Annotated in this window: 9 protein-coding genes; 2 read left to right on the forward strand and 7 right to left on the reverse strand. The window is 71.5% G+C overall.

Annotation, left to right across the window (positions count from 1 at the left end):
* Positions 1-37: 37 nt before the first annotated feature.
* The 3 genes from ACWCO3_RS22355 to ACWCO3_RS22365 form a co-directional block, all read right to left on the reverse strand.
* Positions 38-1753 (reverse strand): PucR family transcriptional regulator, encoded by a 1716-nt coding sequence (locus ACWCO3_RS22355; protein WP_450011817.1) that lies wholly within the window; start codon positions 1751-1753, stop codon positions 38-40.
* A 107-nt stretch (positions 1754-1860) separates the two neighbouring features.
* Positions 1861-3312 carry an argininosuccinate synthase gene (gene argG, locus ACWCO3_RS22360; RefSeq protein WP_145779931.1) on the reverse strand — a complete coding sequence of 484 codons (1452 nt, stop codon included), beginning with the start codon at positions 3310-3312 and terminating at the stop codon, positions 1861-1863.
* A 46-nt stretch (positions 3313-3358) separates the two neighbouring features.
* Positions 3359-4180 carry a TrmH family RNA methyltransferase gene (locus ACWCO3_RS22365; protein WP_358053963.1) on the reverse strand — a complete coding sequence of 274 codons (822 nt, stop codon included), beginning with the start codon at positions 4178-4180 and terminating at the stop codon, positions 3359-3361.
* Between the two features lie 118 nt (positions 4181-4298).
* Here ACWCO3_RS22365 and ACWCO3_RS22370 point away from each other — a divergent pair, with 118 nt between their 5' ends.
* On the forward strand, positions 4299-6149 hold the full coding sequence (locus tag ACWCO3_RS22370; protein ID WP_358076666.1) for a thiamine pyrophosphate-requiring protein: 1851 nt from the start codon (positions 4299-4301) through the stop codon (positions 6147-6149).
* A gap of 13 nt (positions 6150-6162) precedes the next feature.
* On the opposite strand, the gene ACWCO3_RS22375 is transcribed toward ACWCO3_RS22370, so the two are convergent.
* From ACWCO3_RS22375 to ACWCO3_RS22390, 4 genes are all read right to left on the reverse strand, one after another.
* Entirely contained in the window at positions 6163-8361 is a 2199-nt protein-coding gene (locus ACWCO3_RS22375) for a transglycosylase domain-containing protein (protein WP_244311615.1), read from the reverse strand.
* A gap of 176 nt (positions 8362-8537) precedes the next feature.
* Complete coding sequence (locus tag ACWCO3_RS22380; RefSeq protein WP_145779927.1) at positions 8538-9305, reverse strand: hypothetical protein; 768 nt, start codon at positions 9303-9305, stop codon at positions 8538-8540.
* Between the two features lie 153 nt (positions 9306-9458).
* On the reverse strand, positions 9459-10565 hold the full coding sequence (locus tag ACWCO3_RS22385) for an SPFH domain-containing protein (RefSeq protein ID WP_145779926.1): 1107 nt from the start codon (positions 10563-10565) through the stop codon (positions 9459-9461).
* A 5-nt stretch (positions 10566-10570) separates the two neighbouring features.
* Entirely contained in the window at positions 10571-11044 is a 474-nt protein-coding gene (locus ACWCO3_RS22390) for an NfeD family protein (RefSeq protein ID WP_145779925.1), read from the reverse strand.
* Between the two features lie 112 nt (positions 11045-11156).
* Here ACWCO3_RS22390 and ACWCO3_RS22395 point away from each other — a divergent pair, with 112 nt between their 5' ends.
* Complete coding sequence (locus ACWCO3_RS22395) at positions 11157-12470, forward strand: serine hydrolase domain-containing protein (RefSeq protein ID WP_145779924.1); 1314 nt, start codon at positions 11157-11159, stop codon at positions 12468-12470.
* The last annotated feature ends 99 nt before the right edge of the window (positions 12471-12569 follow it).

Here is a 12569-nt window from a genome sequence, read left to right on the forward strand (position 1 = left end):
GGCAATAACTTCATGATCAACGCCGGGGTGGGAGGGGTCAGGGGGTTCGGACTGCTTCCAGGGCCAGCAGGGCCACGTGTAGGGACAGGCTGGCCTCTACCGAATCCAGGTCGACGTCGAGGATGCGGGCGATGCGGGCCAGGCGTTCGTAGAACGCGGGCCGGGACAGGTGGGCGGCGGCGGCGCCCGCGGTCTTGTTGCGGCCCTGTTCGAGGTACGCGCGCAGGGTGTCGAGCAACTGCTCCCGGGGGTGTCGGGCGTCGTACTCCAACAGTGCGCCGAGTTCACGTTCCACGAAGGTCTGCAGGCGGGGCTCGTCGCGCAGCAGGTGCAGCAGCCCGGCCAGGCCGACGTGCGGGAGACGGAAGATCGGCAGGTCCCGCCGGTCCCGGCGGGCGGCCTCGGCGATCTGCCGTGCCTCGACCAACGAACGTCGGGCCTCCCGCAGGCTCGCCACCCCGGAACCGGCGGCCACGATCACCGCGCCCGCCCCGACACCCCGGGCCGGGTCGGCACCGGATGTCGCCCGGGCCGTGCCGGAGTCGAGGCGTACCCGACGGAGTGTGGTGGCGAACGCGGACAGCGCGCGGTCCTCGGCGGCCGGGTCGGTCAGAGCCAGCAGCACGCCCACCGAGTTGTCGTCGACAGCGCTGGTCAGCGCGGTCAGCTTCGCCTCCCGCAGCGCCTGACCGACCGCCTCGGAGAGGTCCCGCAGCCGGGCCTGACCCGCCTCCGGGCCGTTCTCCCCAACCAGGTCCTCGGCCCGGTGTCGGACCATCACGCCGACCAGGTGCCGACGGTCGAGCACCACACCGAGTGCCTTGGCCCGCAGCGCGACCTCGTCCACCGGCCGGGAGTGGTCGAGCAGCGCGGTGAGCAGGGTGCGGTGGATCTGCCGCTCCAGCCCTTCGGCGTCACGCCGGATCAGCCGACCCAACGCGAGGGTGGACGCGGCCCGTTCGAGGAGGATGGTGAGCCGGGTGGGCGGGCCGGCGGTCGGCTCGCCGGACTGGGCGCTGGGAACGTCGCCGCTGGCCGGCCAGCGCAGCAGCAGCCGCCCCCAGTCCTGACCTCGCGCGCCGACGGCGGTGACCAGCCAGCCGCTGTCCGTGTCGTACGCGGTGCGCCCGGTCAGCGGGATCCGCCGGGAGTGCTGCTCCCAGCCGTCGAGCAGCAGTTCGGCGCTCTCGCCCGCCGGGTCGTACCCGAGCACCTGCCGGGAGAGGTTCTCCAGGACCACCGGGCACCCGGACAGTTCGGCGGCCTGCCGGATGACCTCGGCGGTGTCGGCGCCCTCGACAGACAGGTCGTTGAAGCGCTGGTGGATCTCCTCGGTGGCGCGCAGCTCGGTGAGCTGCGCGTCGACGATCAGCGCGTGCACCGCCTCGGTGATCCGCACGAACGGGGTGGCCCGACGCAGCTCCACCAGGGGAAGCCCGCGCCGCTCGGCGGCGGCGACCATCACCCGGGGCACCCCGGTGAGGTAGCGGCGGCCCAGCTCGACGACGAGTCCGGAGACGCCGACGTCGGCGAGGTCGCCGATGAACGCGCGCAGGCCCGCGTCGTCGCCGGGAAGACCGATGCCCGTGGTGAGCACCAGCTCGCCGCCGCCCAGCAGGGTGGCGATGTCCGGCACCTCGGCGATGTGTATCCACCGGACCGGCCGGTCCAGCCCCGCGTCTCCGGCCACCACGCGCGGCGCGCCGTGGCGGACGGGGTCCAGGGCGAGGACCTCACGGACGGTAGGGAACACGGCCGCCACGCTACCGTCCGTGACGCCGGATCTCGAACAGCGGCCGGCGACGCGCGCCGGGGCGGCGGCGTGGGCCTGCCCCGGCTCGACGGCGTGGTAGGACGGGCTCAGTCGACGCCGAACTCCATGGCGGCGCGGTCGAGCGCCTCGTCCTCGGCGGAGGCGACACCCCGGGAGGCGATGGCTTCCGCTCCGCCCTCCGGCATCGCGCCGATCAGCCCGGTCGAGGCCGCCTGCGCGGCGCCGATCACCCGCTGCGGGGCCGCGCCGCCGACCATGCCCAGGGAGGCGTACTGCTCCAGCTTCGCCCGCGAGTCGGCGATGTCCAGGTTGCGCATGGTGAGCTGGCCGATCCGGTCCGACGGGCCGAACGCCGAGTCCTCGGTGCGCTCCATGGACAGCTTGTCGGGGTGGTAACTGAACGCGGGACCGGTGGTGTCGAGGATCGAGTAGTCCTCACCCCGGCGCAGCCGCATCGTCACCTCGCCGGTGACGGCGGTGCCGACCCAGCGCTGCAGCGACTCGCGCAGCATCAGCGCCTGCGGGTCCAGCCAGCGGCCCTCGTACATGAGCCGGCCGAGACGGCGACCCTCGTTGTGGTAGTTGGCCAGGGTGTCCTCGTTGTGGATGGCGTTGACCAGCCGCTCGTACGCGTAGTGCAGCAGCGCCATGCCGGGCGCCTCGTAGATGCCCCGGCTCTTGGCCTCGATGATCCGGTTCTCGATCTGGTCGGACATGCCCAGGCCGTGCCGGCCGCCGATGGCGTTGGCCTCCAGCACCAGGTCGACGGCGCTGCCGAACTCCTTGCCGTTGATCGTCACCGGGCGGCCCTGGTCGAAGCCGACGGTGACGTCCTCGGTCGGGATCTCCACCGACGGGTCCCAGAAGCGGACTCCCATGATCGGGTTGACCGTCTCGATGCCGGTGTCGAGGTGCTCCAGGGTCTTCGCCTCGTGCGTGGCGCCCCAGATGTTGGCGTCGGTGGAGTAGGCCTTCTCGGTGCTGTCCCGGTAGGGCAGGCCGCGCTCCTGCAGCCACTCCGACATCTCCTTACGCCCACCCAGCTCGGTGACGAAGGCGGTGTCGAGCCACGGCTTGTAGATCCGCAGCATCGGGTTGGCCAGCAGGCCGTACCGGTAGAACCGCTCGATGTCGTTGCCCTTGAACGTCGAGCCGTCGCCCCAGATCTGGACGTCGTCGGAGATCATCGCCCGCACCAGCAGCGTCCCGGTGACGGCACGGCCCAGCGGGGTCGTGTTGAAGTACGCCCGCCCGCCGGAACGGATGTGGAACGCGCCGCAGGTCAGCGCGGCGAGGCCCTCCTCGACCAGGGCGGCGCGGCAGTCGACCAGGCGGCCCAACTCGGCGCCGTAGCTGAGCGCGCGACCGGGCACCGAGGCGATGTCGGGCTCGTCGTACTGGCCGATGTCGGCGGTGTAGGCGCAGGGAATCGCGCCCTTGTCGCGCATCCACGCGACAGCTACAGAGGTGTCGAGGCCGCCGGAGAAGGCGATGCCGACACGTTCGCCGGTGGGCAGGGAGGTGAGAACCTTGGACACGGGGAAAATTATGCAATAGAACGTATGGCCATGCAAGTCGAAGCGGTTACTCGCTGTCGCTCGGCGGGTCGTCGCGGCCCAGCTCCCAGAACGCCACCGCCGCCGCGGCGGCCACGTTCAACGAGTCGACCCCACGTCGCATCGGGAGGACCACCCGCACGTCGCTGGCCGACTGGGCCGCCGCCGTGAGGCCGGGGCCCTCCGCACCGAGCAGCAACGCCGCCCGCTCGCGCTGCGCCGGGGTCAACCGCTGCATGGGTACGGCATCCGGCGCGGGCGTCATGGCGAGCACTGTGAAGCCCGCGTCCCGTACCTGGTCCAGGCCCGCCGGCCAGCGATCGAGCTTGGCGTACGGCACCGCGAACACCTCCCCCATGCTGACCCGAACACTGCGCCGGTACAGCGGGTCGGCGCAGGTCGGCGACAGCAGCACCGCGTCGATGCCGAGCGCGGCGGCACCCCGGAAGATCGCCCCGAGGTTGGTGTGGTTGTTGACGTCCTCCAGGATCACGATCCGGCGCGCGGCGGCGAGCACCTCGGCCGCCGTCGGCAGCGACCGGCGGTGGAACGACGCCAACACCCCACGGTGTACGTGGAAACCGGTGGCCTGTTGCAACACGTCAGGCGTCGCGGCGTAGACCGGCGCCTCACCGGTGTCCAGGTCGGCGAGCTGGTCGATCCGCTTGGCGTCGACGAGGTACGACCGGGCCGGGTAGCCGGCGCGCAGCGCCCGGCGCAGCACCAGCTCCCCCTCGGCGATGAACAGTCCGTGCGGCGGTTCCCAGCGGGTGCGCAGCTCAACGTCGGTGAGCGCTCGGTAGTCGGCGATCCGGTCGTCGTCAGGGTCGGTGATCTGGTGGACGGGCACCCGACGATTCTGCCGGACGGCGAGCCTCCCACTCCGACGCCTGCCAGGCGGGGTGTTTTGTCCTGAGAAGAAGGGGAATGACCGGGACAGCAGGGATCCGACGGGAAGGACCAGCCAGGTGAGCACGGACCACACGGCACCACACCAAGCAGGCGCTCTGCCCCGGCACCCGACCGTCGCCGACCACATCGTGTCGCGGCTGTTCAGCTGGGGTGTGCACCGCTACTTCGGCTACCCCGGCGACGGCATCAACGGCATGACCTCCGCGCTGCAACGCACCAACGAGCGCGCCCAGTTCATCCAGGTACGCCACGAGGAGACCGCCGGCTTCGCCGCGTCCGCGCACGTCAAGTACGGCGGCGGGCCGCTGGGCTGCGCCCTGGTCACCAGCGGACCCGGTGCCATCCACCTGCTCAACGGCCTGTACGACGCGAAGCTCGACCACCAGCCGGTGGTCGCCCTGGTCGGGCACACCGCGACCACCGCCGAAGGTGGCGGCTACTACCAGGAGGTCGACCTGCTCGCCCTCTACAAGGACGTGGCGGCGGCCTTCCTGGCCCAGCTCGACCACCCCGCGCAGGTCCGGCACCTGGTCGACCGCGCGTGCCGCACGGCGCTGGCCCGACGTACCGTCACCGCCCTCGTCCTCCCCCTGGACATCCAGGACGAGCCGGCAGTAGTGGACCCGCCGCACGCGCACGGCTACTACCAGACCAGCAACGCGCCGAGCAGCACGCCGACAGTGCCGCCGGAGGCGGACGTACGCCGAGCCGCCGAGGTGCTGCGCGGCGGGCAGCGGGTCGCGATGCTGGTCGGGCAGGGCGCGCTCGGCGCGCGTGACGAGGTCCGCGAGATCGCCGACCGGCTCGGCGCCGGCGTGGCCACCGCCCTGCTCGGCTTCACCGCCGTCGACCACCGCGAGCCGTGGGTGACCGGCGCGATCGGGCTGCTCGGCACCCGACCGAGCTGGCAGCTCATGACCGGGTGCGACCGGCTGCTGATCGTGGGCAGCAACATGCCGTACTCGGAGTTCTACCCGCCACCCGGACAGGCCCGTGCGGTGCAGATCGACCTGGACGGCACCCAACTCGGGCTGCGGTACCCGACCGAGGTGAACCTGACCGGCGACGCCCGCCCCACAGTGCGGGCGCTGCTGAACGAGCTGGGCCCCGGCCCCGCGCCGACCGCCTGGCGGGCGGAGATCGCCGAGGCGACCTCGGCCTGGCGTCGGGTGCAACGCGACCTGGCCGAGCAGGCCGCCGACCCGGTCAACCCGCAGTTGCTCTTCCACACCCTCAACGAACGACTGCCCGACGACGTGCTGCTCGCCGTCGACTGCGGCACCACCACCGCCTGGTACGCCCGGCACATCCAGGTCCGCCCCGGGATGCTGGCCAGCCTGTCCGGCACGCTGCTGTCCATGGGCGGCGCCATGCCGTACGCGCTGAGCGCCAAGTTCGCCCACCCGGACCGGCCGCTGGTCGCGCTGATCGGCGACGGTGCCATGCAGATGAACGGTGTCAACGAGCTGATCACCGTGGCCAAGTACTGGCGTAGCTGGGCCGATCCCCGGTTCGTGGTGCTGGTGCTCAACAACCGGGACCTGGCGTTCGTCAGCTGGGAACAGCGCTCCACCGAGGGGACGCCGATGTTCCCGGACAGCCAACAGCTGCCGGACATCGCCTACCACCAGTGGGCGGAGGTGCTCGGGCTGCGCGGCGAGCTGGTCGACTCACCGGAGCAGCTGCCCGGCGTGTGGGACCGGGCGCTGTCCGCCGACCGGCCGGTGGTGATCAACGCCCTGGTCGACCCGGCCGAGTTGATGCTCCCGCCGCACTTCACCGCCGAGCAGGCCCGCAAGACCGCGGCGGCGGTGCTGCGGGGCGACACCGACTGGGCCGGAATCGTCCGCCGCGGCCTACCGGCCACCCTGGCCAGCTACCGCCCCCGCCGCCGCCGCGACCGCTGACCCCCGGGTGGGGTCAGCCTCGGCGGTTCAGCCAGCGTTCCAGCGGCGACAGGCGGTCCTCGTTCTGGTTCTGCGGGGTCTGCGGGACAGCCGGGCGCTCGACCGGGCGGCGGGGATCGCCAGCGAGCTCCTTGCTGGGCGCTGCGAACGCCTTCTCCGGCTGGCCCTTGACGGCGGTGGCGATGACCCGGGCGACCGCGTCGATCACCTTGGTCTGCACCGCGGAACCCACCGAGTCGGCCGGGTCGTCCGGGTTGGCGGCGATGCCGGCCACCGCGACCTGCGGGGTGAAACCGACGAACGTCTCGGTGGAGTTCTGCTCCGAGCTGCCCGTCTTACCCGCCACCGGCCGGCCGTCGAGGATGCCGTTCACACCGGTCGCGGTGCCACCGTTGCACTGCCCGAACGCGGACTGCTGACCCACCGGGCAGCGAGCGGCATCGGTCGCGGCACGGGCCACGTCGGGGTCGAGGACCCGCTTGCAGGACGGCTGACCGACCGGCACCTTCGCACCGCTCGCGTCGGTCACCGAGACCACCGGCACCGGCGTGCAGTAGGTGCCCTCGGCAGCCACCGTGGCGTACGCGTTGGCCAGGTCCAGCGGGGTGGTGGCGGCCACGCCGAGGGTGAACGAACCCCAGTTCGCGGCGTTGTTCTTAGCGAAGGCCGCGTCCGAGTCGGCGCGGAAGGTGATGCCCAGCCGCTGCGCCATCTCGACCACCTTGTCCTGGCCGACCTGCTCGGCCAACCAGACGAAGTAGGTGTTCACCGAGCGGCCGAAGCCGTCCCACATCATCCGGTACCCGTCCATCCAGTCCGGGTTGGCGTTCGCCGGGCACCAGCGGCCGTCACAACTGCCCGGACCCTCGGCGGCATACCGGGTGGGCAGCTTGGCAGGCGCGTCGAAGCCGGTGGAAAGGGTACGGCCCGACTCCAACGCGGCGAGCATGGTGAACATCTTGAACGTCGAACCTGCCTGGTACCCGTCGACGCTGGCCCCGCCGGAGATCAACGGGTTGACGGTGTTCGGGTGGTTCGCCTGCCCGGCCGGGTTGTCGGCCAGGCTGTAGTGCCGGTTGACCGCCATCGCCAGCACCTGCCCGGTGCCCGGCTGGACCGCCGCGATCGGCAGGGCGCGCTTGTTGTCGTACCCGTAGACCTTGGTGGCCTGCTGCTGCGCGGTGGCCTGGATCTTCGGGTCCAGCGTGGTGACCACTGTGTAGCCGCCCGAGCGCAGGGCCTGTTCGCGCTCTGCGACGGTGGCACCGAACGCCGGCTGGCTCCGCCACCACTGACGCAGGTAGTCGCAGAAGAATCCCCAGTCGTCGTGGCCCTGGGAGACAGCGGTGCAGCCGTTGGGCTGGGCGGTCGGGTGCAGGGTCAGCGGCTCCGCCTTGGCCTGGGCGGCCTGCGCCGCGGTGATCGCGTTGGTGGCGACCATCGAGTCCAGCACGTACGACCGGCGGGCCAGCGCCTCGTTCTTGTCCCCGTCGATCGGGCTGTACGCGTCCGGGGACTGGACCAGGCCGGCGAGCAGGGCCGACTCGGCGAGGGTCAGCTGTGCCGGCGGTTTGCCGAAGTAGCGCTGGCTGGCCGCCGCGATCCCGTACGCGCCGGAGCCGAAGTAGGCGATGTTCAGGTACCGGTCGAGGATCTCGTCCTTGCCGAGGCTCTTGTCCAGCGCACTCGCGTACTTGATCTCCTGGATCTTGCGGCCCACTGTGGGGTCGGTGGCGGCGGCGCGCTCCTCGGCGGTGCGGGTGGGGTCGGTCTTGAGCACGTTGCGGACGTACTGCATGGTCAGCGTCGAGCCACCCTGCTCGGTGCCGCCGCCCTTGACGTTGGCCACCAGCGCCCGGGCGAGGCCGCGCAGGTCAGCGCCACCGTGGTCGTAGAAGCGCCGGTCCTCGGCCGCCACGATCGCCTGCCGCATCACCGGGGCGATCTCCGACAGGGGGACGTCGGTACGGTTCACGTCGTAGAACGTGGTGATCAGCGTCTTGCCGTCGTTGGCGTAGAGGTACGAGCGCTGCGGGGTGGCCGGGGTCTTCAGTGAGGCCGGCAACGCGGCGTACGACCCGAGGGCGGCGCGGGCGCTGAGCCCGAGCAGCAGGTTGCCCGGGAGCGCGGCGACTGCCAGGACAAGCCCGGCCAGCACGCCGGCGAACAGCACGGTGAACAGCCGCGACAGCGGCGAGCGGGAGGCGGCCATGCTCCCCAGGATTGCCACAAAAACCGCCAACCGGCCAGCCCCGCAGCAGGATTGTCAGCAACTTCACGGCCCCCCACCAGCCAACCCCCACCGTCCCGTCTCGGTGATCATGAAGTTATTGCCGCGACACGCCGCTGTGGAGGGCAATAACTTCATGATCAACCGGGAAAGAGGGGTCAAGGGGCTGGGGTGCTCAGGCTGGCGCTGGCGGCGTCTCGTGCGGTTTCACGGGGCATCAGGCGGCCGGAGCGGTAGCCGATGCCGATGCCGGCGATCAGCACGAAGATCGCGCCGAACGTCTGGAGCGAACCGATCAGGGCGCCACCGAGGCCGAGAAGCGGCGCAGCGATGATCAACATGACGCCGTCGCCGAGGCTGAACGTGCCCGAGCGGGCCACCGCCCACCCGGTGAGGAACCAGCCCACGCTGTAGAAGGTCGCCCCGAGCAGGACCAGCGACCGTGCGGTGGTGCCGAAGACCGGCGTCTGCTCGGCGAGCCCGGCGAAGGGCAGCATCAGCACCGTGCCGGCGATGCTGACCAGCAGCCCGGCGGCGGCCACCCGGCGGCTGCGGGTCGCGGCGAGCAGCCCGGCGAGGGCCAGCAGCGCGAGCAGGCCGAGCCACACCGCGGCCACCCAACCGATCAGGTACACCGCCCGACCGTCGGCCGGATAGGGGTCGTTGCCCACCCCGCCGTCGCTGGCCATCGCCACCGCGCCGTAGAGGATGGCGTACGCGGGCAGCAGCCACACGGCGGCCCGCGCGAACTTTCGCACCGACCAGGCCCAACTGGCGTTCGTGGCCGGAGCGCCAGGGGTCGGCTCGCCAACGAAGGGCAGTACGCCGAAACCGCCACCGGTGCGGCGGGAGCCCAGCGGTGCGATCGGGTCGTGCGCGCCGCGCACCGGGGCCGAGGACCACATCCGCTTCGCCGGATCCTTCATGCGTCACCTCGCTCGTCCACGAGCGGTGCGAGACGCGCCGGGGCGCCCCGATTGCCTGGTCACCACCCGTCCTAAGACCGATCGTGGCAGGCATCGGAGCGCCCCATGAGCATTTCTCGTATTAACGCCGGATTGCCGGCCTGTGTACCCGGATCAGCCGCGCTCGCGCTGATCGGCCGGGTCCTCGACCAGACTCAGCGGAGACACCGGCTCCGGTGCCGGCAGCCCCTGCGGCTTGTTACCGCCGGTGGCCTGCGCCTCGGCGACGCGTACCTCGTCGTGGATCTGCTGGGCCGCCGCGGCTGCGGCCTGCGCGGCCTCCGCGGCCTCGCGCTCCACCTGGCTCGCGTGGTCCGCGGCCTCTGGCGCGGGAAGATCCCCCACCATCTGGCTCAACCCACCGAGGGCGCCACCCATCCCCTCCAGGGCCTTGGTCAGCTCGGCCGGGACGATCCAGACCTTGTTGGCGCTGCCCTGGGCGATCTGCGGGAGGGCCTGCAGGTACTGGTAGGCGAGCACCTTCTGGCTCGGGTTCGCCTGGTGGATCGCGTCGAAGACCGTGCGGATCGCCTTCGCCTGACCCTCGGCCTGCAGGATGCGGGCCTGCCGGTCACCGTCGGCGCGCAGCACCGCCGACTGCTTCTCACCCTCTGCGGTGAGGATCTGCGACTGCTTGTGCCCCTCGGCGGTCAGGATCGCCGCGCGACGGTCCCGCTCGGCGCGCATCTGCTTCTCCATCGAGTCGCGGATGCTGGCCGGCGGCTCGATCGCCTTGATCTCCACGCGGGTCACCTTGATGCCCCAGCGGCCGGTGGTCTCGTCCAGCACACCGGACAGGTGCCGGTTGATCTCGTCGCGGCTGGTCAGCGCCCGCTCCAGGTCCAGCGAACCGATCACGTTACGCAGCGTCGTGACGGTGAGCTGCTCGATGGCCTGCAGGAAGCTGGAGATCTCGTAGGTCGCGCGAACCGAGTCGACCACCTTGAAGTAGAGGACCGTGTCGATCGAGACCACCAGGTTGTCCGAGGTGATCACCGGCTGCGGCGGGAAGCTGACCACTTGCTCCCGCATGTCGACCTTGGTACGAACCGCGTCGATGAACGGCACCAGCAGGTTGAGGCCAGGGCTGAGGGTGCGCTTGTACTTACCGAGCCGTTCCACCACGTCCTGGCGCTGCTGCGGCACGATCCGCACCGCCTTCGCCAGCGTTATCACGGCGATCAACGCCACCGCGATGATCAGCACCCCAATGACTGTCATCCCGTTCACCCTCTCGCTTCCGGCAGCTCGCCGGGGGAAGAAACATCGTCCTGCCACACCAGGGCGGTCGCGCCCCGGACCTTTATCACCCGAACCCGTTGACCGGGGTCGTGAACCTGCGTCGTGTCGTACGACCGGGCGGTCCACAGCTCGCCGTCGATCTTGACGAGACCGTGCTCGGCGTCCACCCGTTCCAGCACCAGCGCCGTGGAGCCCTCGATCGCCTCCACGCCGAACGGCTGCTCGCCGTTGTCCAGCGCGGACCGCTGGTGCCGCCGGATGACCGGCCGGGCCACCACCAGGCTCAACGCCGACACCACAGCGAAGACCAGCGCTTGCACCGCCACCGGCGCGCCCAGAGCGGCGGCCCCGGCGGCGGCGAACGCACCGACCCCGAACATGATCAGGAATAGCGTCGTCGTGAAGATCTCGGCGACCGCCAGCAACACACCCAATACGATCCACACCACCGCGTCCACCCCACGATCGTGACACGCAAATGCACGCGCGGCCTCCCCGCGAAGATCAGTAGGCTCGGCGGGGCCCTCTCTGACCCTGATCCGGGCGCCCGACCGACCCGAGGAGACCCCGTTGCCCCTGCTGCCCGAGACCGCCCGACAGATCGACGACCAGGTCGCCCAGGCACAGCGTGACGGGCACGCCCCGTCGCTGGTGGTAGGCGTCGTCCGCGACGGCACCCTGACGCACCTGGCCACCGCCGGCGAGCACCCCCGCCCGGACGTCGACCTGCAGTACCGGCTTGGCTCGATCAGCAAGACGATGACCGCGACCCTGATCATGCAGCTGCGCGACGCCGGCCGGCTCACCGTCGACGACCCGCTGGAGAAGCACCTACCGGGCACCGGCCTCGGCACGCTAACAGTGCGCCAACTCCTCGGGCATGCCAGCGGCCTTCAGCGCGAACCCGACGGCGACTGGTGGGAGCGGACCGAGGGCGTCGACCTGCCCACCCTGCTCGCCGGGGTCACCGCCCACAAGATCGCCTACCCGCCGCACGCCACGTACCACTACTCCAACCTGGCGTACGGACTGCTCGGCGGCGTGCTCGAAGCGCTCACCGGAACACCCTGGGTCGACCTGCTCGGCCAGCGGATCCTCACTCCGCTGGGCATGGCTCGCACCACCTACGACGCGACCGAGCCGTACGCCCGCGGCTACGTCGTACACCCCTGGCACGACACCCTGCGCGAGGAGCCGCGCACCGACACCGGCGCGATGGCCCCCGCCGGGCAGCTCTGGTCCACGATCGAGGACCTGGGCCGGTGGGCCGCGTTCCTGGCCGACCCCGACCCGTCGGTGCTGGCCGCCGACACACTGACCGAGATGTGCTCCCCCGTCGTCATCAGCGACCACGAGGCCTGGACCCACGGGCACGGCCTCGGCCTGGAACTGTTCCGGGAGGGCAACCGGGTGTACGTCGGGCACGGCGGATCGATGCCCGGCTACGGCGCCTCGCTGGCCGTGCACCGGCCCAGCCGTACCGCCGTGGTCGGCCTGGTCAACGCGTACACCCTGCGCAACGTTCACCTCGGCGCGCTCGGACGGCGGCTGCTCACAGTGGTGTTGGACGCCGAACCCGCGCCGGTCGCCCCCTGGCTGCCGGCCACCACCCCGCCGCCCGCCGAACTCGCCGAGCTGACCGGCCGCTGGTGGTGGATGGGCACCACCATCGAGGTGTACGCGGACGCCAACGGCGACCTGCGCGCCGGCCCGGTCGGCGCACCGAACCTCCACTTCGTCGCCGAGGGCCCCGACCGCTGGCGTGGACGGGCTGGTGGACAGGACGGCGAGATCCTCACTGTGCACCGCGACGAGCAGGGCCGGGCGGTCGCGCTGGACGTCGCCACCTTCGTCTACACCCGCACCCCCGACCAGGAGCCCTGAGAGCACGCCGCCCAGCCCACCCTGCGCCCACCCTGCCTCAGACCGGAGGTGCGCGATGACCGCCCCCCTGCGCCTCGGCACCCGGGGCAGCGCCCTGGC

This window comes from Micromonospora sp. NPDC002411, from assembly GCF_053592955.1.

Excerpts from the sequence above, each read along its gene's own strand:
- ACWCO3_RS22385 (WP_145779926.1), bottom strand. The coding sequence starts at position 10,565 with ATGACAGTCATTGGGGTGCTGATCATCGCGGTGGCGTTGATCGCCGTG.
- ACWCO3_RS22380 (WP_145779927.1), bottom strand. The coding sequence starts at position 9,305 with ATGAAGGATCCGGCGAAGCGGATGTGGTCCTCGGCCCCGGTGCGCGGC.
- ACWCO3_RS22375 (WP_244311615.1), bottom strand. The coding sequence starts at position 8,361 with ATGGCCGCCTCCCGCTCGCCGCTGTCGCGGCTGTTCACCGTGCTGTTC.